At 69.5% G+C, this 24,150-nt stretch carries 27 protein-coding genes and 1 tRNA gene; 10 read left to right on the forward strand and 18 right to left on the reverse strand.

Features of this window, described 5'->3' with window-relative positions:
* Positions 1 to 202 precede the first annotated feature (202 nt).
* From G9C83_RS12750 to G9C83_RS12780, 7 genes are all read right to left on the reverse strand, one after another.
* Positions 203 to 1,339, reverse strand: a complete 1,137-nt coding sequence (locus G9C83_RS12750) for a DUF63 family protein (RefSeq protein ID WP_167246514.1) — start codon at positions 1,337 to 1,339, stop codon at positions 203 to 205.
* Positions 1,340 to 1,387: 48 nt separating this feature from the next.
* Entirely contained in the window at positions 1,388 to 1,837 is a 450-nt protein-coding gene (locus G9C83_RS12755) for an Lrp/AsnC family transcriptional regulator (RefSeq protein ID WP_167246515.1), read from the reverse strand.
* Between the two features lie 51 nt (positions 1,838 to 1,888).
* Positions 1,889 to 2,677: an inositol monophosphatase gene (locus G9C83_RS12760; RefSeq protein ID WP_167246516.1), complete on the reverse strand. Its 789-nt coding sequence runs from the start codon at positions 2,675 to 2,677 to the stop codon at positions 1,889 to 1,891.
* A gap of 46 nt (positions 2,678 to 2,723) precedes the next feature.
* Positions 2,724 to 3,098, reverse strand: coding sequence for a group 1 truncated hemoglobin (locus G9C83_RS12765; protein WP_167246517.1), 375 nt, complete (start codon positions 3,096 to 3,098; stop codon positions 2,724 to 2,726).
* 122 nt (positions 3,099 to 3,220) lie between these two features.
* A tRNA-Leu gene (locus tag G9C83_RS12770) sits at positions 3,221 to 3,305 on the reverse strand.
* Positions 3,306 to 3,363: 58 nt separating this feature from the next.
* On the reverse strand, positions 3,364 to 5,652 hold the full coding sequence (locus tag G9C83_RS12775) for a cbb3-type cytochrome c oxidase subunit I (RefSeq protein WP_167246518.1): 2,289 nt from the start codon (positions 5,650 to 5,652) through the stop codon (positions 3,364 to 3,366).
* Positions 5,653 to 5,759: 107 nt separating this feature from the next.
* Entirely contained in the window at positions 5,760 to 6,905 is a 1,146-nt protein-coding gene (locus tag G9C83_RS12780) for an acyl-CoA dehydrogenase family protein (RefSeq protein WP_167246519.1), read from the reverse strand.
* Between the two features lie 108 nt (positions 6,906 to 7,013).
* Here G9C83_RS12780 and G9C83_RS12785 point away from each other — a divergent pair, with 108 nt between their 5' ends.
* Together G9C83_RS12785 and sod are read left to right on the forward strand one after the other, a co-directional pair.
* Positions 7,014 to 8,015 (forward strand): pyridoxal-phosphate dependent enzyme, encoded by a 1,002-nt coding sequence (locus tag G9C83_RS12785; RefSeq protein ID WP_167246520.1) that lies wholly within the window; start codon positions 7,014 to 7,016, stop codon positions 8,013 to 8,015.
* 68 nt (positions 8,016 to 8,083) lie between these two features.
* Positions 8,084 to 8,686: a superoxide dismutase gene (gene sod, locus G9C83_RS12790; RefSeq protein WP_167246521.1), complete on the forward strand. Its 603-nt coding sequence runs from the start codon at positions 8,084 to 8,086 to the stop codon at positions 8,684 to 8,686.
* Between the two features lie 178 nt (positions 8,687 to 8,864).
* On the opposite strand, the gene G9C83_RS12795 is transcribed toward sod, so the two are convergent.
* Genes G9C83_RS12795 through G9C83_RS12805 form a run of 3 tightly spaced genes read right to left on the reverse strand, consistent with a single transcriptional unit; the run spans position 8,865 to position 11,330 of the window.
* Complete coding sequence (locus G9C83_RS12795) at positions 8,865 to 9,092, reverse strand: hypothetical protein (protein ID WP_167246522.1); 228 nt, start codon at positions 9,090 to 9,092, stop codon at positions 8,865 to 8,867.
* A 57-nt stretch (positions 9,093 to 9,149) separates the two neighbouring features.
* Positions 9,150 to 10,172: a halocyanin domain-containing protein gene (locus G9C83_RS12800; protein ID WP_167246523.1), complete on the reverse strand. Its 1,023-nt coding sequence runs from the start codon at positions 10,170 to 10,172 to the stop codon at positions 9,150 to 9,152.
* 9 nt (positions 10,173 to 10,181) lie between these two features.
* Complete coding sequence (locus G9C83_RS12805; RefSeq protein WP_167246524.1) at positions 10,182 to 11,330, reverse strand: multicopper oxidase domain-containing protein; 1,149 nt, start codon at positions 11,328 to 11,330, stop codon at positions 10,182 to 10,184.
* 140 nt (positions 11,331 to 11,470) lie between these two features.
* On the opposite strand from G9C83_RS12805, the gene G9C83_RS12810 reads away from it, so the two are divergent.
* Positions 11,471 to 11,893 (forward strand): helix-turn-helix domain-containing protein, encoded by a 423-nt coding sequence (locus G9C83_RS12810; protein WP_167246525.1) that lies wholly within the window; start codon positions 11,471 to 11,473, stop codon positions 11,891 to 11,893.
* Here G9C83_RS12810 and G9C83_RS12815 read toward each other — a convergent pair.
* Complete coding sequence (locus tag G9C83_RS12815; protein ID WP_167246526.1) at positions 11,848 to 12,927, reverse strand: TIGR04053 family radical SAM/SPASM domain-containing protein; 1,080 nt, start codon at positions 12,925 to 12,927, stop codon at positions 11,848 to 11,850. The genes G9C83_RS12810 and G9C83_RS12815 overlap by 46 nt on opposite strands.
* 161 nt (positions 12,928 to 13,088) lie before the next feature.
* On the opposite strand from G9C83_RS12815, the gene G9C83_RS12820 reads away from it, so the two are divergent.
* Positions 13,089 to 13,340 (forward strand): Htur_1727 family rSAM-partnered candidate RiPP, encoded by a 252-nt coding sequence (locus tag G9C83_RS12820; protein ID WP_167246527.1) that lies wholly within the window; start codon positions 13,089 to 13,091, stop codon positions 13,338 to 13,340.
* Positions 13,337 to 14,554, forward strand: coding sequence for a TIGR04347 family pseudo-SAM/SPASM protein (locus G9C83_RS12825; protein WP_167246528.1), 1,218 nt, complete (start codon positions 13,337 to 13,339; stop codon positions 14,552 to 14,554). Before G9C83_RS12820 ends, G9C83_RS12825 begins: the two co-directional genes overlap by 4 nt.
* Before the next feature lie 12 nt (positions 14,555 to 14,566).
* Here G9C83_RS12825 and G9C83_RS12830 read toward each other — a convergent pair whose 3' ends face one another.
* The 4 genes from G9C83_RS12830 to nirK form a co-directional block, all read right to left on the reverse strand.
* Positions 14,567 to 14,797 carry a DUF2249 domain-containing protein gene (locus tag G9C83_RS12830; protein ID WP_167246529.1) on the reverse strand — a complete coding sequence of 77 codons (231 nt, stop codon included), beginning with the start codon at positions 14,795 to 14,797 and terminating at the stop codon, positions 14,567 to 14,569.
* 50 nt (positions 14,798 to 14,847) lie between these two features.
* Positions 14,848 to 15,018 (reverse strand): hypothetical protein, encoded by a 171-nt coding sequence (locus G9C83_RS12835; RefSeq protein WP_167246530.1) that lies wholly within the window; start codon positions 15,016 to 15,018, stop codon positions 14,848 to 14,850.
* Positions 15,018 to 15,545 (reverse strand): hypothetical protein, encoded by a 528-nt coding sequence (locus G9C83_RS12840; protein WP_167246531.1) that lies wholly within the window; start codon positions 15,543 to 15,545, stop codon positions 15,018 to 15,020. The genes G9C83_RS12835 and G9C83_RS12840 overlap by 1 nt, the downstream gene beginning before the upstream one ends.
* Positions 15,546 to 15,673: 128 nt before the next feature.
* The gene (nirK, locus tag G9C83_RS12845; RefSeq protein ID WP_167246532.1) at positions 15,674 to 16,744 is read right to left on the reverse strand and encodes a copper-containing nitrite reductase; all 1,071 of its coding nucleotides are present in this window, start codon (positions 16,742 to 16,744) and stop codon (positions 15,674 to 15,676) included.
* A gap of 190 nt (positions 16,745 to 16,934) precedes the next feature.
* On the opposite strand from nirK, the gene G9C83_RS12850 reads away from it, so the two are divergent.
* Positions 16,935 to 17,246: a CGCGG family rSAM-modified RiPP protein gene (locus G9C83_RS12850; RefSeq protein ID WP_167246533.1), complete on the forward strand. Its 312-nt coding sequence runs from the start codon at positions 16,935 to 16,937 to the stop codon at positions 17,244 to 17,246.
* Between the two features lie 60 nt (positions 17,247 to 17,306).
* Entirely contained in the window at positions 17,307 to 18,191 is an 885-nt protein-coding gene (locus G9C83_RS12855; protein ID WP_167246534.1) for a substrate-binding domain-containing protein, read from the forward strand.
* Positions 18,192 to 18,197: 6 nt separating this feature from the next.
* On the opposite strand, the gene G9C83_RS12860 is transcribed toward G9C83_RS12855, so the two are convergent.
* Both G9C83_RS12860 and G9C83_RS12865 read right to left on the reverse strand, forming a co-directional pair.
* On the reverse strand, positions 18,198 to 19,520 hold the full coding sequence (locus tag G9C83_RS12860) for a hypothetical protein (RefSeq protein WP_167246535.1): 1,323 nt from the start codon (positions 19,518 to 19,520) through the stop codon (positions 18,198 to 18,200).
* 52 nt (positions 19,521 to 19,572) lie between these two features.
* Complete coding sequence (locus tag G9C83_RS12865; protein WP_167246536.1) at positions 19,573 to 20,226, reverse strand: helix-turn-helix domain-containing protein; 654 nt, start codon at positions 20,224 to 20,226, stop codon at positions 19,573 to 19,575.
* A gap of 95 nt (positions 20,227 to 20,321) precedes the next feature.
* On the opposite strand from G9C83_RS12865, the gene G9C83_RS12870 reads away from it, so the two are divergent.
* Entirely contained in the window at positions 20,322 to 20,600 is a 279-nt protein-coding gene (locus G9C83_RS12870; RefSeq protein WP_167246537.1) for a DUF2249 domain-containing protein, read from the forward strand.
* 2 nt (positions 20,601 to 20,602) lie between these two features.
* Here G9C83_RS12870 and G9C83_RS12875 read toward each other — a convergent pair whose 3' ends face one another.
* Positions 20,603 to 21,055, reverse strand: a complete 453-nt coding sequence (locus tag G9C83_RS12875) for a pyridoxamine 5'-phosphate oxidase family protein (RefSeq protein ID WP_167246538.1) — start codon at positions 21,053 to 21,055, stop codon at positions 20,603 to 20,605.
* 180 nt (positions 21,056 to 21,235) lie between these two features.
* Here G9C83_RS12875 and G9C83_RS12880 point away from each other — a divergent pair, with 180 nt between their 5' ends.
* Together G9C83_RS12880 and G9C83_RS12885 are read left to right on the forward strand one after the other, a co-directional pair.
* Positions 21,236 to 23,560 (forward strand): cation-translocating P-type ATPase, encoded by a 2,325-nt coding sequence (locus G9C83_RS12880; RefSeq protein ID WP_167246539.1) that lies wholly within the window; start codon positions 21,236 to 21,238, stop codon positions 23,558 to 23,560.
* 284 nt (positions 23,561 to 23,844) lie between these two features.
* Positions 23,845 to 24,099 carry a twin-arginine translocase TatA/TatE family subunit gene (locus G9C83_RS12885; protein ID WP_167246540.1) on the forward strand — a complete coding sequence of 85 codons (255 nt, stop codon included), beginning with the start codon at positions 23,845 to 23,847 and terminating at the stop codon, positions 24,097 to 24,099.
* Positions 24,100 to 24,150 lie beyond the last annotated feature (51 nt).

A 24,150-nucleotide genomic window follows, 5' to 3' on the forward strand; every position in this document is an offset into this window, starting at 1 on the left:
CGCGGCGCGTAGCGCCGCTCGCTCGGCAAAAGCTTCACCAAAAGCACTCCTCACTCCCTACGGTCGTTCGTCGGCCCGCGAGCCGGAGGCTCGCGGTGAACGGCGTCGCTCGGGTTCTCCGAACCGCTCGCTCGCCGATGCTCGTCGACTATGGGTGAATCAGCCGTACGCGTCCGGCGATCTAGCGCTGGAACAGTGGTTTTCAGATCCCGAACGTCGCGCGGAGCATGTCCCGGCTTCCCGGCCCGAGGCCGACGGCGAGGACGGCGACGAGCATGAGCGTGAAGTACCGGGGGGCTTCCTCGCGGAGTTGCGCGTCGAACAGCCAGAGGACGAACAGCGCGGCGACGATTTTGAGGACGAGGAACGGCCACGCGTCGCCCGTGTAGTGGATGACCGAGGCGGGGAGGACGCTCTGCGTGATGTCGACGACCGCGGCGTTGACCGGGTGCTTGGGGACGAGGTCGTACGCGAGCCCGAGTTCGTCGGCCCAGTCGAGGCCGATGACGTTGGCGACGCCGTCGACGGCGTGGCCCCAGAGGACGACGGCGCCCGCGAACTCGGTGCCGGAGGCGACGTCGGGGAGCCGCCGGCGGACGTAGTACCAGACGACCGCGGTGATGATCGTGGCGAACAGCAGCGTGAGCACCGTGAACTGCGGGAGGAGGGAGACGTAGTCGGTAGTGACGGCGAGGTAGACGAGGAAGCCGACGGTGGCGGCGAGGAGGACGGTGCCGGCTGCTGCGAGCGGGCGGATGTAGTCCTCGAAGACGCCGGTGCGCCGCGCGAGGTAGACGCACGCGACGAGCACCGCGAGCGTGATGGCGAACATCACGAAGTAGATGACGGGGCTGATGATGAGCGTGTTCACGGGGTAGGCGAGGAACTGCTCGACGCCCGTCGCGGCCGCGGCGGCGTCGTTGGCGTCCTCGACGACGCGGAGCGCGCCGCCGAGCAGTACGAACGGGAACAGCGCGTACAGGAGTTCGAGGCGCTCGCCGACGCGGAGGTTGTCGAGGAGGAACGTGACGCCGACCAGCGACGCGAGCAGCGTGACGGCGTACCCGACCTCGGAGACGAGCGTGTAGCCGGGGTACGCGACGGGTTCGGTCGCTCCAGAGCACGCCGTCGAGTTGTAGAGCAGGCGGACTGAGCCGCCGTTCCAGACGGCGCAGTTCGCGCCGTTGGCGTCCGCGACGACGGGACCCCAGAAGTAGTGCCAGACGAAGCCGCCGTAGACGGTGTCGGGGAACAGAATCGACCCACCGACGAGGGCGACGAGGGCGACGCCGACGGCCGCGGTCCAGGCGCGCTCGCGGTCGGTCTCGGGGAACGTCATATCGGAGACGGGGGCGGTGAGGGTTTCATGGTTGTGGTCTGCACTCGCCTACAGCGGGAGTTCGCGGGACTCGTACTCGGTGCCGAGGACGACCATCGTCTGGGAGCGCGCGAACCCCTCCATGTCCGCGATCTCCTCGAACATGAGCTCGCGGAGGTGGTCGGTGTTCTCGGCGTACACGCGCAAGATGATGTCCCACTCGCCGGTCGTGAGGTGGACCGCCTGGATCCCCTCGATGTCCGCGAGCCGGTCGAGGGCGTCCTGTTCGCGGCCCTGTTCGACGCTCAGGCCGACGACCGCCGAGGTGCCGAACCCGGCGGCCTTCGGGTCGACGTCGGCGTGGTAGCCGCGGATGACGCCGGCCTCCTCCATGCGGTTGACGCGGTCGTGGACGGTCGCGCTGGACATCTCTATCTCGCGGGCGATCTCGCTGAACGGCTTCCGCGCGTCCGACTGGAGCGCGCGCAGAATCTCGCGGTCCGTCTCGTCTAACTCCATACTCAGTCTGCTCGGCGGAGGCCACTATACGTTACTGCTCGAGCAGCCCGCTCACTCCTCGATCTCCCGGGCCGCTTCGAGAACGACGTCGTGGGCTTCGCCGTTCGACGCCACGAGCCCGTCGCAGCCGGGCTCCCAGCGGTCGCCGTGGACGTCCGTGACGACGCCGCCGGCCTGTCGAATCAGGTGGACGCCGGCGACGGAGTCCCACGCGTTCACGGTGACGTTCGTGATCGCGCCCTCGATCTGGCCGCTGGCGACCATCGAGAGGGTGGCCTGCGCGCAGCCGTACCGCCGCATGTCCGCGAAGCGCTCGACGATGGCCTCGCAGGCCGCGGCGTACTGGTCGCGCTCGTCGAAGCCCCACCAGATGGTCGGCACGACGGCGAACGTCTCCGGGTCCGAGCGGTGGCTGACGGAGACGGGGTCGCCGTTGCGCATCACTCCGCCGTCGCCCGCGACGTACGTGTCCCCGAGCGCGGGCAGCACGTTCGCGGCGGCGACCGCCTCGCCGTCTTTGACGGCCGCCACGGACGTCGCCCAGATCTGGACGTCCCGCACGAAGTTGTTCGTGCCGTCGATGGGGTCGACGACCCACGCCGCGCCCGTGTCGGGGACTTCCTTCAGTTCGTCCTCCTCCTCGCCGACGATGGCGTCCTCTGGGTGGGATTCGCGAATCACCTCGATGACGCGGCGCTGGGCGTCCCTGTCCGCTTGCGTGACGACGTCCGTCTTCCCGGACTTTATCTCCACGTCGATGCCCGTGCGGAACGCCTCGAAGGCCACCTCGCTGCCTGCGATCGCGGCGCGCTCGGCGACGCTCGCGCGGTCCTCGTCCATGGCCGGAGTGGCGGCCCGGGCGGTCAAAGAGGCGTCGGTTCCGGGGCTAGGGGTCGTCGGGGCGCGCGAGCAGGTCGCTCTCGTACTGGGCGACCGCCTGCACGACCGCGTCCGCGTCGTCCTCGGGGACGTCGAACTCGTCGAGGCTCTCGCGCAGCAACTCGACGGCGCGCTCGATGTGCTCGGGCGTGAACGGCACGTGCAGGTGCGCTTCGCGGACGGGCGCGGCGTCGTAGGTCTCCGGCCCGCCCGCGGCCTCGCAGAGGAAGGCCGTCTGCGTGCGGCGCAGCGTCGAGACGTCGGCGTCCGCGAAGAACGGCCCGAGGTCGTCGTCGGCCAGCAGGCGGTCGTAGAAGTCGTCGACGACCGCTCGAATCCCCTCGCGTCCGCCCAGTCGCTCGTACAGCGTCGACTCCGCCATACCAATCGGTGTCTGCACCCGAACCTAAAGGTAGCTGTCGTTCCCAGTCAGTTAGAGTAGTTTTGCGAGGGAAGTCCGCCTCGCGGACTTCCCGCATCCCGCGGCGCACGAGGCGCCGGCGATGCGAGGGAAGGGATTCGAACCCTCGAACTCCTACGAGAACGGATCTTGAGTCCGTCGCCGTTGGCCGAGCTTGGCTACCCTCGCACGCGTCGAGTGGTCGGCGTGTGACGGGTTTAGGCGTTGCGAATCGCCGGAGACGGGGTCAGTCGTCGTCGCTGCCGAGCACGCGGGTGGCGACCGCGCCGGTAGAGTCGCCGGTGGTAACGTCCCGGAGCAGGAAGCGCTTCTTGACGACGTCGTAGGCGAACACGACGGTGCCGAGGATGAGCAGCGTGTCCCCGGGGAAGCGCGCCCAGAACAGCAGCTGGACGAGGTCGCGGCCGTAGAACTCCATCGAGCGCGCGACCGCGTACCCCTCCGTGAACGCGGCCTCGAGCTGGAGGAAGCCGATGGGCAGCAGGGAGAGCCCGACCATCACGGCGAGGCCGGCGTTCCACAGCCAGAACGCCCACCAGAGGCGCTTGCCGTTCCACTCGGCGGGGTCGACGGAGAGCCGCAGCATGTACGTCGCCATGCCGAGCGCGAGCAGGCCGAACGCGCCGAACATCGCGGCGTGGGCGTGCGCGACCGTGAGGTAGGTGCCGTGCTCGTAGTAGTTGATGAGCGGGAGGTTGATGAAGAACCCGAGCACGCCGGCGCCGACGAAGTTCCACGCGCCGCTGGCGATGATGAACGCGAACGGGAGCTTGTAGTGGAACGTCTCGTCGCTGGCCGCGAGCGCGCGGTACTGCCCGAGCGCCTCGAAGAGGATGAGAATCAGCGGCACGAGTTCGAGCGTGGAGAACACGCTCCCGAACGGGATCCAGACGTCGGGCTGGCCGATCCACCAGTAGTGGTGGCTGACGCCGATGACGCCGCTGCCCATCACGAACAGCACTTGCAGGGCGACGGCTTTCTCCGCGGAGCGCTTGCGCAGCAAGCCCATGGAGACGAGCGTGATGCCGACGATGGCGACGATGAAGAACTCGAAGGCGCCCTCCACCCACATGTGGACGACCCACCACCGCCAGAACTCCGTCATCACGATGTTCGTGTCGGGCGTGTACAGCATGCCCGCGACGAACAGCAACCCGATGGAGCCGCCCGCGTACAGAATCATGTGCGCGAGCCCGAAGCGCTGCTCGCGGGCGAGCAGCGGCTTGAAGCCGCGGTACGCGAGGAACGCCCAGATGGCGAACCCGAGCAGCAGCCCGATCTGCCAGACGCGCCCGACTTCGACGTATTCGAGGCCCTCGTTGCCGAGCAGCCACCACAGCTGGCCGTCGAAGAAGCCCTGCGTCCCGAGGTAGATGCCGACGAACCCGCCGACGACGACCAGCAGGAGCGTGCCGAGCAGGCCGTTGATGGCGGACTCCTGGTGGTCGGGCTCGTGGCCGGTCAGGAGCCCGGGGAGGAACAGTCCGGCGCCGATCCACATCGTGGCGATCCAGAGGATGCCGAGGTCGAGGTGGTAGGTCTTGGCGATGGCGAAGGGCAGCCACTGGATGACGTCGACCCCCAGCGCTTCACCGATGCCGAAGAACGCGTCGCGCTCGACGTAGTAGTGCGCGAGCAGCGCTCCCAGCAACACCTGTCCGACGAACAGCAACGCGGCGACCGGGATGAACCGGGTGGCAGCGCGCTGGCTGGGGAGCAAGTCGACGTCCGCGGGGTCCGGGACTTCGATGCCCTCCGTGGAGGGCTCGGGGAGGTCGATGGAGTTGTACAGCCAGACCCCGAGGCCGGCGCCGCCGACGAGCAGCACCATCGCGATGGCGCTCCACACCATCGTCCCGCCGGTGGGCTCGTTGCCGGCGAGCGGGTTGTACGGCCAGTCGTTGGTGTAACTGTGGTCGGTGCCGGGGCGTTCGGCGTGGGAGACCAGCGCCGTCCACATCGCGAAGTCCGCGAACTTCCGGGCGTCGTCGGCGGACTCGACCATGCCCTCGGGGACGCCGCGTTCGGCGTCGCCCTCGTGGTAGCGCTCGACGTACACCTCGCGGACCTGCTCGTGGGCGTACGCTTCTGCGGCAGAGTACTGTGCCGTCTCACCGGACATCGAGCGGTCGAGGTCGGCGGTCACGCGGCTGTCGACGCCGGCCTGCTGTTCGGCGGTGAGGTCGGCGTAGGCTTCGCCGTAGCGCTCGTCGGCGTAGTACTCCCGCATGAACTGGGTCTTCAGTTCGAGCGCGTCGGCGGTGTAGTCCTCGCCGAAGTACGCGCCGTTGCCGAGAATCGACCCGTGGTTCATCAGCCCGTTCGACTGGAAGACGGCCTTGCCGTCCTGGATCGACTCGTGGGTGGCGGCCACGTCGCCGTTCGGCCCCACGATCTCGTCCGGGATGGGCGGCTGGTGCTGGTAGGAGTAGGCGGCACCGGCCCCCATGACGACGAGGTTCAGGACGAACACGGCCGCGAGTATCTTCGCGAGCGTGGACCTGGTGACGTCCATGTTTCGGCGTTCCAGGGAACGAATGAAAAGGCTACGGCGGATTCCGAGACGCTGGGCACGGAGCCGCTACATCCGGATATACCGGCGCTCGAAGATGTTCGTGTGGGCTATTCGAGGAGTTCGCGCGCGATGATGTTCTTCTGGATTTCGGTGGTGCCCTCGTAGATCTGGGTGATCTTGGCGTCGCGGTAGAAGCGCTCGACGTCGAAGTCGTTGACGTAGCCGGCGCCGCCGTGGATCTGGACCGCCTCGTCGGCGACCTCGACGGCCACCCGGGAGGCGAACTCCTTGGCCATCGACGCGAGCGCGGTGAGCTGGTCGTCGCGGTTCTCGACGCTCCACGCGGACTTCCGCGTGAGCGTGCGCGCGGCCTCCGTCTGCGTGTGCATCTCCGCGAGCTTGTGCTCGATGGCCTGGAAGTCGCTGATTGGGCGGCCGAACTGCTCGCGCTCCTGGGCGTAGTCGAGGGCGCGCTCGGCGGCGCCCTTCGCGATGCCGACGCCCTGCGCGGCGACCATCGTGCGCGTCTCGTCGAAGAACTGCATCAGCTGGAGGAAGCCGCCGCCCTCCGTGCCGACGAGGTTCTCCTCGGGGACGCGCACGTCGTCGAAGATGAGCTCCGCCGTGTCCGAGGCGCGGATCCCGAGCTTACCCGTGATCTTGTCGGCCTGGAAGCCGTCGCGGTCGGACTCGACGACGATCTGGCTGAAGCCGTTGTAGCGGCCGCTGGCGTCGGGGTCGGTCTGGCAGAGCACGACGTAGAAGTCGCCGACGCTGCCGTTCGTGATCCACATCTTGTTGCCGTTGATGACGAACTCGTCGCCGTCGCGCTCGGCGCGCGTGGAGACGCTGGAGACGTCGGACCCGGTGTCGGGTTCGCTGATGGCCGACCCCATGATGGCGTCGCCGGACGCGATGTCGGGCAGCCAGCGCTCCTTCTGGTCCTCCGTGCCGAACTCGATGATGGATTCGGCGCCGAAGCCCGCGCTCGCGACGCAGAGCCCGATGCCGGGGTCGGCGGCGAACAGCTCCTCGACGATGAGCGCGGATTCGAGCGCGGAGTAGCCCGCGCCGCCGTAGTCGAGGGGGATCGTGGGGCCGAGCAGGCCGGCCTTCGCCGCCTCGTCCATGACCTCGTAGGGGTACTTCTCTTCCTCGTCGTACTCGGAGGCCACCGGCCGGATCTCGTTGTCCGCGAACCGGCGGACCTCCTCCTGGATCGCCTGCTGCTCGTCGGTCAGTCCGAAGTCCATGGGGTAGTGTACCGAACACCGGGACAAAAACACTCGTAAACCCGTGACAATCCGCGCGGCGTTCTTCGCGGCCCCACGGCTTTTGCCGGTGCTCCGAGAAGCGCCGGCATGGTCGACGCGGACCTCGGCGAGGTCGGACGGACGCCGCTGGTGGAACTCGACGCGGGCGTGGCGCCGACCGTGTACGGGAAGGCCGAGTGGTTCAACTTCGCGTCGCTCGGGCACGGCGGCGGGTCGGTGAAGACTCGCATCGGGGCGGCGATGCTGGCGGCCGCGGCGGCGCGCGGCGACCTCGACGGCGACCGTACGATACTGGAGGCTTCGAGCGGGAACACGGGCGCTGCTGTCGCGCGCGTCGGCGCGGCGATGGGCCACGACGTGGAAATCGTCGTACCCGACGACGCGGGCCGCGGGAAGGTAGAGGCCATCCGGGACGCGGACGCGGAGTTGCGGTTCGTGGACGCCACCGAGGGATACGACGCGTTCGTGACGCGTTGCCGGGAGCTCGCCGCCGAGCGCCCCGGCGAGTACGTCTACCCGAACCAGTACGAGAACCGCGCGAATCCCGCGGTCCACGCGGGCACGACGGGCCCGGAAATCTGGGCGCAGACGGACGGCGAGGTGACGCGGTTCGTCGCGGGCGCGGGCACCGGCGGCACGCTCGTCGGTGTGAGCCGCGCGCTCCGGCCGCGGGGCGTTCGCGTCCACGGCTACGAGCCGCCCGCTACTGACCACGACGTCGCCGGCCTGAAGCACATGCACGACCCGGGCGCGTTCGTCCCGGAGACCTTCGAGGCGGACGCGCTGGACGCCCGCGAGTACGTCGACACCGAGACCGCCTACGAGTACGTCCGCCGGTTGCGGCGCCGTCACGCCGACCGCGAGATACGCGTTCGGGACTCCGGGCAGTGGTCCCACGAGTTCGTCCGGTCGGAGCTTCGGGTCGGCGGCGAGTTCCTCGTCGGCCCCTCGGCGGGCGGCGCGGTCGCGCTGGTCGACCGGCTGGCGTCCCGCGGCGCGATCGACGCCGGCGACGTGGTCGTCGTGCCGCTGCCGGACCGCGGCGACCGCTACCCGGAGCGGGAGCCGTACGCCGATTACGTCGAGTAGTCGGAAATCCAACTAAAACGCGCTTCGGGAAACCACCAAGAGGCAGGGCCACGTCGGGGTTAACTGGAATGACTGACTACGAACTCCCACCGCTGCCGTACGACTACGACGCTCTCGAACCGCACGTCTCCGAGCAGGTGCTGACGTGGCACCACGACACCCACCACCAGGGCTACGTCAACGGCTGGAACAGCGCCGAAGAGACGCTCGCCGAGAACCGCGAGGAGGGCGACTTCTCCTCCTCGGCCGGCGCCATCGGCAACGTCACGCACAACGGCTCCGGACACATCCTCCACGACCTCTTCTGGCAGTCGATGAGCCCCGAGGGCGGCGACGAGCCCGAGGGCGACCTCCGGGAGCGCATCGAGGAGGACTTCGGCTCCTACGAAGCGTGGGAGGGTGAGTTCCGCGCGGCCGCCTCCGCCGCCGGGGGCTGGGCGCTGCTCGTCTACGACAGCCACTCCGAACAGCTCCGCAACGTCGTCGTCGACAAGCACGACCAGGGCGCCCTCTGGGGCTCCCACCCGATTCTGGCCCTCGACGTCTGGGAGCACTCCTACTACTACGACTACGGCCCCGACCGCGGCGACTTCGTCGACAACTTCTTCGAGGTCGTCGACTGGGAGGAGCCGTCCGCGCGCTACGCGGACCTCGTCGAGAAGTTCGAGTAAGCGAACCTAACCGTCGGCCCTACTACTCGGCGTTCGGGCCGGTCGTCGGCCCGCCTCGAACGCTGTTATCGGATCTCCGTCCTGTTCGCGAAATATTCGTCAGCCGCCGGGTTCTCGCGCTCGTAGCCGGGGCCGTCACTGGTCGCGACGACGGCGACCCGGAGTCGTCCGCGTCGCGTCACCCCGTCAGTTCGACGAGCGACAACAGGAGGCTGGGGACGACGGCGAGCACGACGCCGACGACGAGGAGAATCGCGGGGAGCCACAGAAGTCCGAAGTCCGCGAGCAGCCACAGCCCCAGTCCCGCGAGTACGAGCACGGCGCCGAGCAGCCGGAACAACCAGACGAACACGCCTTCGAAGCCGGCGTCCGCCGCGAGTTCGACGACTTCGAGCACTTCGTCCATGGTGAAACAGTCGTCAGGGCGAGACCACTTATGAGCCGTGGCCAGCGCGGCCGGCGGTTACCGCCGGTTCGACGGCGACCCCGAGGAGTTCTTCGCGCGCAGCACGAACGGGGACAGCAGGCCGCCGACGAGCGCGCCCGCGAACGCGAGCACGCCGATGTCGGAGTTCGAGAGGCCGCTGCCGCCGCCGCTCTGGCTACCGCCGCCTCCGCCCCCGCCGCTGCCGACGACGACGGCGCCTTTCATCCCCATCGTCCGGTGGGGGTTGCAGTAGTACTTCGAGACGCCTTCCTCCTCGTAGGTCTGCGTGAACGTGAACCCGGACTCGTCGGTGAGTTCGCTCTCGTAGCTGCCGTCCTCGGCGACGACGTTGTGGGTGCCTGCCACCCACTCGAAGGTGACCTCCGTACCGGGGTCGACGCGGATGGCCGGCGGCGTGAAGCCGTACGGGCCGCCGTTCGCCTCCGACCCGACTTCGACCGTGACGGAGGATTCACCCGTGTGGTCGGCGACGCCGTCGAAGTTGTCGACGTTGTCGAACCAGCCGTCGAAGTCGACTTCCTCGGCGCCGCCGTCGGAGCCGGAGCCCTCCGAGGAGCCGCCGGATTCGAGGCCGACGTCGACGTCGCCGACGACGACGGCGCCTTTCATCCCCATCGAGCGGTGGGGCGTACACGCGTACCGGCTGACGCCCTCCTCGTCGAACGTCTGCGTGAACGTGAAGCCGCTCTCCCCGGTGAGCTCGCTCTCGTAGCTGCCGTCCTCGGCGGCGACGTTGTGGTTGCCCTCGACCCACTCCCACGTCACCTCGGTCCCGGGGTCGACGCGGATCGCTGCGGGCCCGAAGCCGTACGGGCCGTTGTTCGCCTCGACGCCGACCTCGACGGTCACGGAGTCCTCGCCGGTGTGGTCGGCGACGCCGTCGAAGTTGCTGACGTTGTCGAACCAGCCGCTGAGATCGCCGTCTTGCGCGAGGGCCGGACTGGTGAACGCGGCGCCCGTGGCCGCCGCCGCGCCCGCTGCCGCGGTCGTCTTCAGCACGCTGCGCCTCGTTACCGTGGGAGTGTTGTCTGGGTTCATCGTCCTGAGTTAGCCTTCGTAGCCCGCGTACTCCATCAGTTGGGCGAAGATGTCCGTGTCCATCGCCTCCCGGTAGACGATGCCGGTGAGCATCCCGCCGGGGTAGTACGAGCCGTTCATCACGTGGTTGACCTTGTGGCAGTGCATGAGGTAGATTCCGGGCTCGGCGTCCGCCTCGAACTCGATGGTGTGGCGCTCCGCGGGCGCGATGTTCGTGATGTCCATCTCGTGCTGGGCGGCCTCGGGAATCTGCCCGCCGTCCTTCGCGATGCGCCGGAAGCGGTGGTTGTGGATGTGCAGCGGGTGGTTCATGTAGCCGCCGTTGACGAAGTGGATGCGGACGGTGTCGCCCTGGTCGACGATGATGGGCGAGCCGTCCTCGGGGTGGAGGGTGCGCGGCGCCGCCTTCCCGTTGACCGTGAACACGTCGGGGCTGCGCGTGCGCGGACTGTACGAGACGTCTTCGCCGGCCATCTTCCGGTTGAGCCGGGAGTCCCAGTCCTTGACGGTCATGAAGTACTCCTTGTCCGCGGGCTCGTACCCTTCGGGGTCGACGCGGAAGATGCCGTACATCCCCATGTCGATGTGCCGGTGGGTCTGGTAGTGACAGTGGTAGACGTGGGTGCCCGGCACGTTCGCGGGAATCGTGTACGTGTGTTTCTCCCCGGCGTCGACGCGGATGCCGGTCGTCGTCGGGACGCCGTCGTCCATCCACGCCTTCTGCGTGCCGTGGAAGTGCAGCGTGTGCGGGCGCTTGCCGTCGGTGTTGTCGAGGGTGACCTCGATGTCCTCGCCCTCCTGCGTGCGGACGATGGGGCCGGGGACGCTCGGGTCGCCGTCCTCGGTCGCGAACGCCCACACGCGGGGGAACTCGACGGGGCCGCCCATGGTGTCGACGGGGTGGACGTCGTGGACGGCGGGGACGCTCTTCAGGGTCACCTGGTTGCCCTGCTCGGTGGCGTCGACGATCTCCGGCGGGCTGGTCTTCGGGAGGTCCGACTGGGACGCCTGCTGGTTGGCGGTGGTGTTCGTCACGGTGGAACCCTGCTCCGCGGGTGCGGTACAGCCTGCGAGGGCGGCGACACCGGTGCCGCTAGTCGCTGCGATAAATTCGCGCCGCGAGATGCCGGCGCCGGGGGCGCCAATACGGTCACTCATGGATACACCCGGCCCTATGGAGTGCCGGGATAAGCACGAGTCGCCGATTCCCGGGTCCGGGAAACTGTTCTCACTCCGCGGGAACGAGGCGAACGTGTTCGGCCGTCCGCCTACCCGCGTCGCGGCCCGACCTCAGCGTGATGCAGACGAACGAGCACGCCGACCAGACCGAGGCCGACGCGCGGCTCCGCGGCCCGTTCGAGGCCGTCGACGAACCCGACCCCGCGGCCGTCCTCGACGCGCTCACCGACCCGCTGTGCCGGCGCGTGCTGGGCTGCGCCCGCGAGCCGGTGAGCGCCAGCGAGGTCGCCGACGCCGCGGACCTCTCGCTGTCCTCGACGTACCGCAAGCTCCACGCGCTCTCCGACGCCGGCCTCCTCGAGACGCAGACGGAGCTCCGGGACGACGGCTACCACACCACCCGCTACCGGGCGACCCTCGAAGAAGCGACGATCCGACTCGGCGAGGAGGACGGCATCGACGTCGCGGTCGAACGCCGCGAAGCGGACGAGCAGCGTCAGTCGTCGGCGGCGCCGAGCCGGCTCGGCAGCGGCCCGTCGTAGTTCTCCGGGACGTGCGGACAGAGCGGGTCGCTACCCAGCGGGTCGCCGGTGACCGCGTACGCCCGCGACCGGCTGCCGCCGCAGACGTGGCGGAACGAGCACGCGCCGCACTTCCCCTGTAGCTCGTCCTTCTCGCGCAGCGACTCGAAGAGGTCGCTGTTCCGGTAGACGTCCACGACCGACTCCTCGCGGACGTTCCCCGCCGATTCGGGCAGGAACCCGGACGGATAGACGTCGCCCGTGTGGCTGACGAACGCGAACCCGTCGCCAGCGGTGATGCCGCCGCGGCGCTGCGGGCCGCTCCCGCCGCGGGCCTGGGCCTGCTGGGCGCGCACGCGCCGGAAGTGCGGCGCCTCGGTGGTCTTCACGCCGAACTCCTCCTCGCGGGACACGTCGTCGAGGAACTCCATCACGTCCTCCGCGCGCTCGGGCGAGATGGGGTCGAGGACGCGGCCGCGGCCGACCGGCACGAGGAAGAACACGCTCCACAGCACCGCGCCGAGCTCCCGCACGAGGTCACGGATGGCCGGCAGGTCGTCGACGGTCTGCGAACAGACCGTCGTGTTGACCTGCAGCGGCACACCCGCCTCGCGGGCATCTCGCGCGGCGCGGACGGTTTCCTCGAAGCTTCCAGTTTCTCCACGGAACGAATCGTGTGATTCCGGTGTTGCGCCGTCGATGCTGACGGCGAGCTGTTTCACGCCAGCGTCCGCGAGCGCCCGGACGGCCTCCGTCGAGAGCGAGCGCGTCCCGCTCGGAGTGACCGTCATGCGGAGGCCGATGTCCGTGCCGTACTCGACGAACTCGACGGTGTCCTCCCGTGCGAGCGGGTCGCCCCCGGACAGCACGACGAGCTGTCCGTCGCCGAAGCGGCGGACGTCCTCCAGCAGCGCCTTCCCCTCGGCGGTGGTGAGTTCGTCCGGGTGGCGGTCCGGCGTCGCGTCGGCCCGACAGTGCTCGCACGCGAGCTCGCACGCCTGCGTCACTTCCCAGATGAGCACGAACGGGCGCTCGTCGGTGTTTACTGGCGTCATCGTTGCAGGTGAGGCGGCGGGTGACAGGTGACAACCAACTCCGGCGCGACAGCGCCGCCTCACGTGGAGCGATGGCCGACGGTGACTTTGTTCGGCGGGGACGTTCCCAGTCGACGGGAACGTCCGTGGCCGCCTTTTGACCGGGGGCGTAAGTCGAGCGCATGGACTCCGAGGACAGAACGCGCGTGCTGGACGCGCCGCGGTCGGCGACCGGCCGCGAGTGGGAGGTGTTCGTGCGCGAGGACGCCGACGGCCCCCTGAAGCACGTCGGCAGCGTCACCGCGGGGGACGCCGACGCGGCCCACGACCGCGCGAGCGACCTGTTCGACTGGACGGCGCGGGACGTCTGGGTCTGCCCCGCCGATGAGACGCGCCGCTTCACCGCGCACACGCTGGGAGGTGAGTCGGCGTGATCTCCGTCAGCAAGCTGCTCTGTGGGCTAGACGCCGAGAGCGACGGCCTGCGGTACGACGCCGCCGACGACTCCAGCCGCGAGCAGATCACCGAGGAGAAACAGCAGCGCCCGGTGGTCGTCTGGAACCTCACGAAGCAGTGCAACCTCTACTGCTCGCACTGCTACGCGGCCGCCGACACCGAGACCGCGCCCGGCGAACTCTCCACCGCGGAGGGCAAGGACCTGCTCGACGACCTCGCCGACTTCGGCATCCCGGTCGTCCTCTTCTCGGGCGGGGAGCCGATGGTCCGCGACGACCTCGAGGAGCTCGTCGCGTACGCCAGCGACCGCGGCATCCGGCCCGTGCTCTCGACGAACGGCACGCTGATGACCGAGGAGCGCGCCGGAGCCCTGCGCGACGCCGGCCTGAAGTACGCGGGCGTCTCCGTGGACGGCCTCCCGGAGCGCAACGACGAGTTCCGCGGCGAGGAGGGCGCCTTCGACGCGGCCGTCCGCGGCATCGAGAACAGCCTCGACGCCGGCCTCAAGACCGGCCTTCGGTACACTATCACGGAAGCGAACGCGCCCGACCTGCCGGAGGTCGTCGACCTCCTGCACGACGTGGGCCTGGACCGCTTCTGCTTCTACCACCTCGACTACGGCGGCCGCGGCGCCGACATCTCGAACCTCGACCTCTCGCTCGCGGACACCCGCGAGGCCGTCCGCACCGTCTGTGACCTCACCCGCGAGTACCACGAGCAGGGCGAGGAGATCGAGACGCTGCTCGTCGGCAACTACGCCGACGCGGGCTTCCTCGTGGAGTACGCCCGAGAGGAACTCGGCGACGCGCAGGCCGACCGCATCCACCGCCACCTCGAAGCGAACGGCGGCGACCCGACCGGCGAGCGCATCGCGGACGTCGACTACCAGGGGAACGTCCACCTCACGCAGTTCTGGCAGGGGTACTCCCTGGGGAACGTCCGCGACCGCCCGTTCAGCGAGCTCTGGAGCGACGAGAACAACCCGCTCCTCTCCGGTCTCCGCGACCGCGGCGACCGTCTCACCGGGAAGTGCGCGGGCTGCCAGTACCAGTCCATCTGCCGCGGCGGCTCGCGGCTGCGTGCGCTCAGCGCGGGCGGCCCGTTCGACCCGGACCCGAAGTGCTACCTCACGGAAGCGGAACGCGGCGTCCCGGACGCGGCCGGCGGCTCCGGGGACGCGCACGCGGACTGAAGAGGGGTCTCCTTATTCGGGCGTGATGTAGACGCGCCACTCGTCGGCGGTGGCCTGCTCGGTCTCGTAGGCGAACCCGCGGTCTTCGAGGACGTTGTACAGCGGCTCCGGCTCGAAGCTGTTGACGAGCAGGAGCGTCTCGCCGTCGCCGAGCCCCTCCAGTGCTGCGACGATGTCGCTGAACGGTTCCCCGTCGATTTCCCGCGCGTCGAGGCGGGCGTCGGTGTCGGCAGTCGTCGCCATGTCTGTCGGTTCGGGGCACACCCGCCAACCGGTTTCCCCGAAGGTGTTCGTCACGCGACCGCGAGCCGCAGGCTCTCGACGGACTTCGCCGCGAAGAAACCGATTACGGCGGCGATCGGGACGGCGCCGGGGCCGTCGGCGAGGAACCCCAGCACCGCGGCGACGGCGACGGCCGCGACCTGGAGGCGGCGCGCGGCGACGACGCGGGCGACGGTGGTCATCAGAACGGTGCGCCGCTCGGCGACGCCTCCCCGGCGTCCTCGTCGGGCAGTTCCCCTGTCTCGCGGAACGAATCCGCGAGGTCGGCGAGCTCGTCGTTGATGTCCGCGGCGCGCTGGTGCATCGGGTCGACCTGCACGCGGACGATTTCGTAGTCGTGGCGGTCGCTGAGGCCGTTCCACGCGCGGAACGACCCCTTGGTGAGGGTGTGGCTCTGCGGGCAGAACGCGGTCGTCGGCGTGAACTCCGCGCGCAGCACGGACGGGTCGTCGGCGTCGACGGCGTACCGGTAGCCCGCGCTCTCGTGGCGCGTGTCGAGGTTGAGGTCCGCGAGGTTGTACCCGAAGGTCATGTCGTAGACGCCGCGCTCCTCGAACAGCTCGCGCGTGAGCCCGTGGAACTCGACGTGCTCGTCGCCGTCGAGGACGTCGTGCCCGGCGAGGAACGGGCCGGGTTCGGGGTTCACGTCGGGGTCGAACTCCCCCTCGGGGGCGAGCGCGTCGTCTGAGTGCGAGCCCAGGCCGTACATGTTTCACGAGACGGTCGCCGCACCGCTATGCGTAGCCCCGAACGTGTTCGTGTGTGGTCGACGAAAGAGACGGCGCGGCCGCGGGGACTGGCGGAACGGGGTGAGTGACCGGACTGGCGGTTATCGCGCTATTCGCTCGGGTCGGGGTCGAAGATCTCCTCGTCGGGCTCGCCGCCGACCTCGATCTCCGCGAGCAGTCCCTTGCGGGCGACCCGGGAGAGCGCGTGGTCGACGAGCTTGATGGTCTCCGGGACAGGGGTGTCCATCGTCCCGATCATGCAGCTTCCCGGCGGGACCTTCATCGTCTGGACGTACTCCTCGGGCGTCCCGAGCGCGCCGTCGCGGTGGGCCTGCGTCCAGACGTTCCCGATGGGGTGGAAGTTCGAGGAGACGTTCGGGCCGCCGTCCACGAGGTACACCCGGATCGTCTCGCCGGTCTCGGCCTGCATGCGGCCGTAGCGGTCCGGCGTGAACGGGTACTTCTCGCCGTTGAAGAGGACGTACGTCGGGTCCTCGTCGGCCATCGCGGCCATGTCGAACTGGTGGTGGCCCTCCTCGCCGACGTCCTTGTCGGTGTAGAGCTCGTGCTGGCCGAGGTAGAACTCGCGGTCGACCTCGGGCAGGCCGTCCTCGGGCTCGACGAGGATCATCCCGAACATCCCGCTGGAGATGTGGTAGTCCATGTTCGGGACGGCGCAGTGGTAGATGTACGCGCCGGGGTACATCGCGGTGAAGTCCACGTCGGCGGACTCCCCGGGCCCGATAGTGGTCGCTTCCGCGCCGCCGCCGGTGCCGTAGACGGCGTGGAAGTCGATGTTGTGCGGCATCGAGTTGCCGTCCGGGCTGTTGAGCGAGAACGAGATGGTGTCGCCGCGGCGGACCCGGATCATCGGGCCGGGAATCCGCCCGTCGAAGGTCATGTAGTTGAACGTGACCCCGGGCTCGATCTCCGCGGTGACCTCCGTCACGTCGAGCTCGACGTCGTGGTGCTGCGGCTCCGACCAGTCGACCGGGTCCGGGACGTCCGCGGGGTCGGCCGCGACGCGGTCGACGTCGGGCTGAGTCGTCTGAGCCGCGGCGTTCTGCTGGGGCTGTTCGGTGGCGGGGCTCTCACCGCTCGGAGCGGTGCAGCCCGCGACTGCGGCGGTTCCGCCGATTCCGAGTCCCTGAAGCACGCGCCGTCGGGTGGTGTCGAACATTGGTGGGCACCTCTTCACTCGGTAGTTGTGCCGGATACCCCTTCAAGCGGGTCTGCGTTTCCAGATTCCCGACGAACTTCCCGAATCGATTCGGTGGAGGGTATATAAAAGCGATTCGCGGGGCGTCACGGGCCGTTCGCCGAACGTGTTCGGGGCGCTGTTCATCCGCGTGCGCGGCGAAGCTACACGCATGGCATCAGTCTCTCACGAGGACGCCGAGGCGGTCGACGGCGTCCACCGAAACTCGTGGTCCGCGAACCTCGAACAGGACGAACACGCCGGCGACCGGGCGCTCGTCCTCGCAGAGGCCCGCGAGGCGGTCGAGTCCACGGCGACTGGCTACCACGTCAACCTCGTCACGCACGGCGACAACGGCCACCCCGAGGAGTACCTCTACGACGCGCTCGACGACGCGTTCGGCGACAGCGTCGCCTACGAGTACGTCGACCAGTGCGGCTGCGGCGGTCACGTCACCCGCGTTCGCGTCGTCGACGACCTGTGACTGCGTAACTGTTTTCACTCACCGCGCAACGTCTTTGTAACCTCGAATGGTTGTCCCTGCATGGACAGGCGGCGGTACCTCCAGGCACTCGGCGTCGGCAGCGCGCTGTCGGTCGCGGGCTGTCTCGGTGACTCCGGGTCCCCGGACACCCCGGTCGCCGGCCAGTCGCTGACGCTCGCGGCCGCGACGACGGTCCACGACAGCGGCTTGCTCGCCGACCTTTCGGCGGGCTTCGAGGACGCCTTTGGCAGCTCCGTCGCCGCCCTCACGCGTGGGACCGGCGCCGCGCTCCGCACCGCCAGCGACGGCGACTGCGACGCGGTGCTCGTGCACGCGCGCCCGCTCGAAGACGAGTTCCTGCGCGCCGGCCACGGCGTCAACCGCCGCGCCGTGATGGTCAACGACTTCCTCGTCGCCGGCCCGCCCGGCGACCCCGCGGGTGCGGCCGGCAGCGATCCGCTGGCGGCGTTCCGCGCGATTGCGGACGCGGGAGCGCCGTTCGTCTCGCGGGGCGACCGCTCGGGCACGCACGTCCGCGAGCGCCGCCTCTGGCGCGAGGCCGGCGTCGAGCCCGCGGGCGACTGGTACAGCGAGACCGGGCAGGGAATGGGGAGGACGCTGCTCACCGCGGCCGAGACGGACGCGTACACGCTCGTGGACCGCGGGACGTTCCTGAACACCGAGACAGGTCTCGTCGCGCACGTCGACCGCGGCGTCGACGACCCGCCCGAACTCCTGCGCAACGAGTACGCCGTCATCCCCGTGAATCCCGCGCGCCACGACGTCGCGTACGTGCTCGCGATGGCGTACGTCGGTTACCTCACCAGCCTCGGCCAGGACCGCATCGAGGCGTTCCGCGTCGACGGCGAGCGCGCGTTCCGGCCACTCGCCAGAACCCGGAATCCAGAATTCGAGCAGTACGCGCCCTCGGACTGGGCGCCGTAGCCCTCGTCAGTCCGCGTTCTCCGGCCGGCTGTGGAAGCGCTCGGGGAGCACCCGGCCGTGCCGGTAGACGACGTTCACCAGGTTCGCGGTGAACACGACGAAGCCGGCGGCGAGTGCGACGCCGCCCGCGACGGCCGCCGGCTCCGGGGCGACGCCGGCCTGCCCGAGAATCAGCGTGACGGCGCCGAGCGTGACGAGCGCGCCGTCGAGGGCGGCGAGGCGGTCGTCGTAGAGGTCGTCGATCATCGGCACGGGCTCGAAGCCGAGGCGGTCGCTGTACCGGTGGACCCAGACGATGAACGGGACGACGTGGTACAGCGACCCCATCACGACGAAGCCGACGACGCCGACGAACAGGAGGTGGGCGCCCGCAGTCGGCCCGAACAGGGCGTTCCGGGCGAGCGGCGCGGCGACCCACTCGCGGGCGGCCAGCGGGCTCCACGCGGCGAGCGCGACGGCGACGACTGCGTACCTGGTGAGCATCGGCGTGCGCTCGACCTGGCCCTCGTAGAGCTTCGCGGCGAGCAGCACGGCGAACGCGAACGCGCCCGCGGTCATCGCGAGGCCGCCCGCGACGGCGAGCGGGCGGACCGCGAACAGGCGGCCCGCTGCGAGCGCGACGACGCCCGCGGGGTAGGCGTACTGGACGTATGCGAGGTAGCGGTCGCGGCCCGCGAGTTCGGTCTGCGTGAACATCGTCGCGAGCTGGTAGAGCGCGCCGAAGACGGTGCCGAGGATGGCGCCGAACACCGCGAGCGTGGCGTGCGCGCCGACGACCTGCGGGCGCGTCACGCCCGCCACGGGGAGCACGGACGTCGAGAGGTCGAACGCGAGGACGAAGCCGAGCGCGGCGAGCACGACGAAGCACGCGAGCGCGAACGCGAAGTGGGCTTCCGTGGCGTCGAATTCGCGGACGGGCGGGAGCGTGCGGGCGAGGTTGTACGCGAACACCCAGATGCCGGCGACGAGCAGCCCGCCAAAGCCGTGAATCCAGTGGATGCTGGTGGCGAGGAACGCGCCCGCGAGGCCGGCGACGCCGACCGCCACGAGCGCGAGCGCGGCGTTCGCGAGCCGCCGGGAGTGGACGGGGACGTTCGACCAGACTGGCACGAACTGCGTCATCGCGCCCATGATGGTGAGACACACCCAGCCCGCGAGCAGGAGGTGGACGTGCGCGAGCCGCGCGAGTCCGGGCGCGGCGCCGAGGACGTTCGCGAGGCCGACGGCGCCGCCGGCGAGCAGGAACAGGAAGCCGACGAGGAAGTACCGCAGCGGCACCGTCATCGGCGGCTGCTGGTCGGTCGCGAGTCCGGCGGGGACGGCGCTCATGGTTGGAGTGAGGGCGTCACGGCGTGTGCGGGTTCTCCCGAACCTGTTCGGGTCACGCGAGGTCCTTGTCGGCGAACCGCGGGAGGTTGCTCGCGAACTGTTTTATCGCTGTTTCCTCGGCGCGGTGGAGCGTCTCGCTGAGCGTTGACTTCGCGGTGTCCAGGTCCTCCGCGAGGTCGGTGAGCGTGCACTCGCGGGGCGTGTCGTAGTAGCCGGCCTCGATGGCGGCGCCGAGCAGCTCCTGCTGGCGGGGCGTGAGCAGGCGCTCGGAGTCCCCGGACTCGTAGAGGTAGCCGACTTCGAAGTCCATCCCGAAGGCGTCGAGCTGGTCGCGCAGCGCGGAGAGCTTCGCGTGCGGCGCGACGACTTCGAGGGTGGCGCTGCCGTTCGACACTTCGAGAGGTGGCTCCAGCGGGAGGCCGGCCTCCTGGAGCGTCAGCAGGAGCAGCGGCTCGCTGGTCTCGAACTCCACGAGCACGGACTCGTCGTCGCGTTCGAGCGGCTCCATGTCCTCGACGCCGTCGGCCTCGTGCATCTCGCGGAGCACTTCGACGACGTCGGGCCCCGTGAGTTCGAGGAGCGCGACGCCGCGTTCGTCGTCGGGGAACGCCGCGAGCACGCGGAACAGCGTCTCGGGGTACCTCGTGGATATCTCGGAGATCCACACGGAGTCGGGCAGGTCGATGGTGAGTTGGGCGCGGGCCATGCGAAGATGTTCGCAGCTAACGGCTCCAGACGCAAGTAGTATTCCCGAACGTGTTCGGGAGAACGCTGTGGGCCGGCGAGGCCGTTCGTACAGACATGGCCACGACCACCGACTGGCACGCGCACCTCGCCGAGACCGACGTGCCGCTGGACCGCGAGCGCGAACTACTCGACGTCCGCCAGATGGGGCCGCCGAACCCGCTCGTCGAGACCCTGGAGACGCTCCCCGAGCTCGCCGACGACGTCGTGCTCGTACAGGTCAACGACCGCGCCCCCCAGCACCTCTACCCGAAGCTCGACGACCGCGGCTACGAGTACGCCACCGTCGAGGCCGACGACGCCGTCGTCACGGGCATCTGGGACCCCGACGCCTGAAGCTACGGACTCTGACGGCCGGACGCGTCGGTCGGCCGGAGCTCATACCACGCGGCGTCGAGTTCGGCGGGGTCGGCGTCGAAGACGCTCATCCCGATCGCGGTCGCCTGTTCGGCGTACGTGCGCCGCTCGTCGGCGCCCGGCCCGGGAATTTCGACGAGGCGGCCGTCCACGACGACGCTCGTCCAGTCGTCCGGCGAGTCGATGTCGTAGGCGACGAGGGTGGCTGGCGTCTCGTCGTCGAGGTCACGCGTGGCGCTGTCCGCCGTCGAGAGGAACTGAAACACGCAGCGGTCCGCTGCAGAGTCGTACCCGAACGAGACCGGGAACGACTGCCCGTCGCCGACGTGTAGCGTGAGCACGCCGTCCCCACGGGACCGGAGATACGCAGCGATTTCGTCGTCGCTCATCTGGACGTCTGGCCCGGAGACAGTGTGGGGAGGGGACTGAGACATATCGACGGTGGCCCGTACTCGGAGGGTGTGGTTAACGGCTGCCGTCGTTCCAGTCTTCTTGGAACGAACGCAACCGAGTCGGTTAACAACACGACGCGCTGGTTTTATTACAACCACCTATCTGATGCCGCCTGCCTAACAGCCGAATTAATAACTGGGCGTCGCCTAGGTCCGAGCGAGATGACCGACGACACGCCCCCCGCAGGCGGCGACACTGCCGCCCTGACCGCCCGACTGTCGGTCCCGGACATGGACTGTCCGTCCTGCGCCGGCAAGGTCGAGCACGCGCTGGAGGGCGTCGACGGCGTCACCGCCATCGACACCCAGCCGACGACCGGCCGCGCCGTCGTCAGCTACGACCGCGCCGAGACTGACGAGGCCGCGCTGGTCGCGGCCGTCGAATCCGCGGGCTACGAGGTGACCGGCCGGCCCGGCGAGAGCGAGGGCGAGGAGAGCGGCCCCGCGCGCTCCGGCTCCGTCTGGACGAGTCCGCGCGCGCTGAAGACGTGGGCGAGCGCCGTCCTGCTCGCCGCCGGCTTCCTCTTCGAGTTCCTGCTCGCGGGGTCGAACGCGAGCGTCGCGTCCGTGCTCGGCGCCGACGTGTTGCTGTCGGACGCGTTCTTCCTCGGCGCCATCGTCGTCGCGGGCCAGCCCATCGTCCGCGGCGGCTACTACTCGCTGAAGAGCCTCAATCTGGACATCGACCTGCTGATGTCGGTCGCCATCCTCGGCGCCGTCGCCGCCAGCGTCGCGTTCGGCGAGCGCCTCTACTTCGAGGCGGCGACGCTCGCGGTCCTGTTCAGCGTCTCCGAGCTCCTCGAATCGTACTCGATGGACCGCGCGCGCAGCTCGCTCGAAGAGCTCATGGAGCTCTCCCCGGACGAGGCGACGGTCCTGCGCGACGGACAGGAGGTCACGGTCCCCGTCGACGAGGTCCGGGTCGGCGACCGCGTGGTCGTCCGGCCGGGCGAGAAGATTCCGATGGACGGCGTGGTCGTCGACGGCGAGAGCGCAGTCAACCAGGCTCCGATTACGGGCGAGAGCGTCCCCGTGGACAAGACCGACGGCGACGACGTGTACGCCGGCACCATCAACGAGGCGGGCTACCTCGAAGTCCAGGTCACCGCGGAGGCTACCGAGAACACGCTCGCGCGCATCGTCGACCTCGTCGAGGACGCCCAGTCGAACCAGACCGAGCGCGAGCAGTTCGTCGAGCGCTTCGCCGCCTACTACACGCCGCTCGTCGTCGGCGCGGGCATCCTCGTCGGCGTCGTCCCGCCGCTGTTGTTCGGCGCGTCGTGGCCGACGTGGATTCTCCGCGGGCTCACGCTGTTCGTGCTCGCGTGCCCCTGCGCGTTCGTCATCTCGACGCCCGTCTCGGTGGTGTCGGGCGTCACGAGCGCGGCGAAGAACGGCGTGCTCGTGAAGGGCGGCAACCACCTCGAAGCGATGGGCGCCGTCGAGGCGGTCGCGCTCGACAAGACGGGGACGCTCACGAAGGGCGAACTCACGGTCACGGACGTCGTGCCGCTCGCGGACAACACCGAGGAGGACGTGCTGCGGTGCGCGCGCGGCCTCGAAGCCCGCAGCGAGCACCCCATCGGGGACGCCATCGTCGAGCACGCCGACGACCGCGGCGTCTCCGGCCGCGAGGTGTCGGACTTCGAGAGCGTCACCGGGAAGGGCGTCACCGCGGACCTCGGCGGTACCACGCACTACGCCGGCAAGCCCGGCTACTTCGCGGACCTCGGGTTCGACCTCTCGCACGTCCACGCGGCGACGGACGGCGGCGTCGTCACCCAGAAGTCCCGCGACCTCTGCGAGCGCAACGACTGCCTCGACCTCCTGGAGGACCTCGTGCCGCGCCTCCAGCGCGAGGGCAAGACCGTCGTGCTCGTCGGCACCGACGACGAACTGGAGGGCGTCATCGCGGTCGCCGACGAAGTCCGTCCCGAGGCCGCGGCCGCCGTCCAGCGCCTCCGCGAACTCGGCGTCGACCGCACCGTGATGCTCACCGGGGACAACGAGCGCACCGCCGGCGCCATCGCCGAGCAGGTCGGCGTCGACGAGTTCCGCGCGGAGCTGCTCCCCGAGCAGAAAGTCGAGGCCGTCGAGGACCTCACCGGCGAGTACGAGGCGGTCGCGATGGTCGGCGACGGCGTCAACGACGCGCCCGCGCTCGCCACCGCCACCGTCGGCGTCGCGATGGGCGCCGCCGGCACGGACACCGCCCTGGAGACCGCGGACATCGCGCTCATGGGCGACGACCTCACGCGCCTCCCGTACCTCTACGATCTCTCCGCGCGCACGAACGGCGTCATCCGCCAGAACGTCTGGTCGAGCCTCGCCGCGAAAGCCGTCCTCGCGGCGGGCGTCCCGCTCGGCCTGGTGCCCATCTGGGTCGCCGTCCTCGTCGGGGACGCCGGGATGACCACGGCGGTCACGGGGAACGCGATGCGGCTCTCCCGCGTGAAACCGGACCTCGACGCCGACGGCGAACAGTAGCCGTACTCGATAGCGCGACTGCTGTCGGTGTGTCGACGCCGCTGTCGTGTGCGCGCCGAGTCACAGTCGTCCACCGCCGGACGACGTCAGGGAGATTCTACGCTGGCGGCCACGACTCCCGACGCCGGTGTCCGGATTGCATCACACCTGCCCTGCCTGCGACGGGCCAGCGACCGGAGACGCGCCGACGTACTTCCCCGAGTTACCCGCGTCGCTACCGGGTTTGTTTGTGGTTGGCACCCCGTCCAAACATATACCCTCCCTACTCTCCTACTGGTACCCGTATGGATACACTTACCCCGCTGTTTCTCGGCGGTCTCGGTGGCGTCGAACTCGCCATCATCGCCGGAGTCATCATCCTCCTGTTCGGCGCACAGAAGCTGCCAGAGCTCGCGCGCTCGTCCGGGAAAGCGACCGGCGAATTCCAGAAGGGCCGCGCCGAAGTCGAGGACGAACTGAAGGAGATGACGTCACCGGGCGAGTCCGCGGACACCGACTCGGAGTCCGACTCCGGTTCCGGCCCACGGAAAGCCGACTGACGACCGGTAGCTCTCTTCTTCACGCGAACGGCACTGAACGCGCACCCGCGC

The organism is Halobacterium sp. R2-5, from assembly GCF_011734195.1.
Taxonomy (GTDB): domain Archaea; phylum Halobacteriota; class Halobacteria; order Halobacteriales; family Halobacteriaceae; genus Halobacterium.

Coding starts and splice junctions, on each gene's coding strand:
- G9C83_RS12750 (WP_167246514.1), bottom strand. CDS start 1,339: ATGACGTTCCCCGAGACCGACCGCGAGCGCGCCTGGACCGCGGCCGTC.
- G9C83_RS12755 (WP_167246515.1), bottom strand. CDS start 1,837: ATGGAGTTAGACGAGACGGACCGCGAGATTCTGCGCGCGCTCCAGTCG.
- G9C83_RS12760 (WP_167246516.1), bottom strand. CDS start 2,677: ATGGACGAGGACCGCGCGAGCGTCGCCGAGCGCGCCGCGATCGCAGGC.
- G9C83_RS12765 (WP_167246517.1), bottom strand. CDS start 3,098: ATGGCGGAGTCGACGCTGTACGAGCGACTGGGCGGACGCGAGGGGATT.
- G9C83_RS12775 (WP_167246518.1), bottom strand. CDS start 5,652: ATGGACGTCACCAGGTCCACGCTCGCGAAGATACTCGCGGCCGTGTTC.
- G9C83_RS12780 (WP_167246519.1), bottom strand. CDS start 6,905: ATGGACTTCGGACTGACCGACGAGCAGCAGGCGATCCAGGAGGAGGTC.
- G9C83_RS12785 (WP_167246520.1), top strand. CDS start 7,014: ATGGTCGACGCGGACCTCGGCGAGGTCGGACGGACGCCGCTGGTGGAA.
- sod (WP_167246521.1), top strand. CDS start 8,084: ATGACTGACTACGAACTCCCACCGCTGCCGTACGACTACGACGCTCTC.
- G9C83_RS12795 (WP_167246522.1), bottom strand. CDS start 9,092: ATGGACGAAGTGCTCGAAGTCGTCGAACTCGCGGCGGACGCCGGCTTC.
- G9C83_RS12800 (WP_167246523.1), bottom strand. CDS start 10,172: ATGAACCCAGACAACACTCCCACGGTAACGAGGCGCAGCGTGCTGAAG.
- G9C83_RS12805 (WP_167246524.1), bottom strand. CDS start 11,330: ATGAGTGACCGTATTGGCGCCCCCGGCGCCGGCATCTCGCGGCGCGAA.
- G9C83_RS12810 (WP_167246525.1), top strand. CDS start 11,471: ATGCAGACGAACGAGCACGCCGACCAGACCGAGGCCGACGCGCGGCTC.
- G9C83_RS12815 (WP_167246526.1), bottom strand. CDS start 12,927: ATGACGCCAGTAAACACCGACGAGCGCCCGTTCGTGCTCATCTGGGAA.
- G9C83_RS12820 (WP_167246527.1), top strand. CDS start 13,089: ATGGACTCCGAGGACAGAACGCGCGTGCTGGACGCGCCGCGGTCGGCG.
- G9C83_RS12830 (WP_167246529.1), bottom strand. CDS start 14,797: ATGGCGACGACTGCCGACACCGACGCCCGCCTCGACGCGCGGGAAATC.
- G9C83_RS12835 (WP_167246530.1), bottom strand. CDS start 15,018: ATGACCACCGTCGCCCGCGTCGTCGCCGCGCGCCGCCTCCAGGTCGCG.
- G9C83_RS12840 (WP_167246531.1), bottom strand. CDS start 15,545: ATGTACGGCCTGGGCTCGCACTCAGACGACGCGCTCGCCCCCGAGGGG.
- nirK (WP_167246532.1), bottom strand. CDS start 16,744: ATGTTCGACACCACCCGACGGCGCGTGCTTCAGGGACTCGGAATCGGC.
- G9C83_RS12850 (WP_167246533.1), top strand. CDS start 16,935: ATGGCATCAGTCTCTCACGAGGACGCCGAGGCGGTCGACGGCGTCCAC.
- G9C83_RS12855 (WP_167246534.1), top strand. CDS start 17,307: ATGGACAGGCGGCGGTACCTCCAGGCACTCGGCGTCGGCAGCGCGCTG.
- G9C83_RS12860 (WP_167246535.1), bottom strand. CDS start 19,520: ATGAGCGCCGTCCCCGCCGGACTCGCGACCGACCAGCAGCCGCCGATG.
- G9C83_RS12865 (WP_167246536.1), bottom strand. CDS start 20,226: ATGGCCCGCGCCCAACTCACCATCGACCTGCCCGACTCCGTGTGGATC.
- G9C83_RS12870 (WP_167246537.1), top strand. CDS start 20,322: ATGGCCACGACCACCGACTGGCACGCGCACCTCGCCGAGACCGACGTG.
- G9C83_RS12875 (WP_167246538.1), bottom strand. CDS start 21,055: ATGTCTCAGTCCCCTCCCCACACTGTCTCCGGGCCAGACGTCCAGATG.
- G9C83_RS12880 (WP_167246539.1), top strand. CDS start 21,236: ATGACCGACGACACGCCCCCCGCAGGCGGCGACACTGCCGCCCTGACC.
- G9C83_RS12885 (WP_167246540.1), top strand. CDS start 23,845: ATGGATACACTTACCCCGCTGTTTCTCGGCGGTCTCGGTGGCGTCGAA.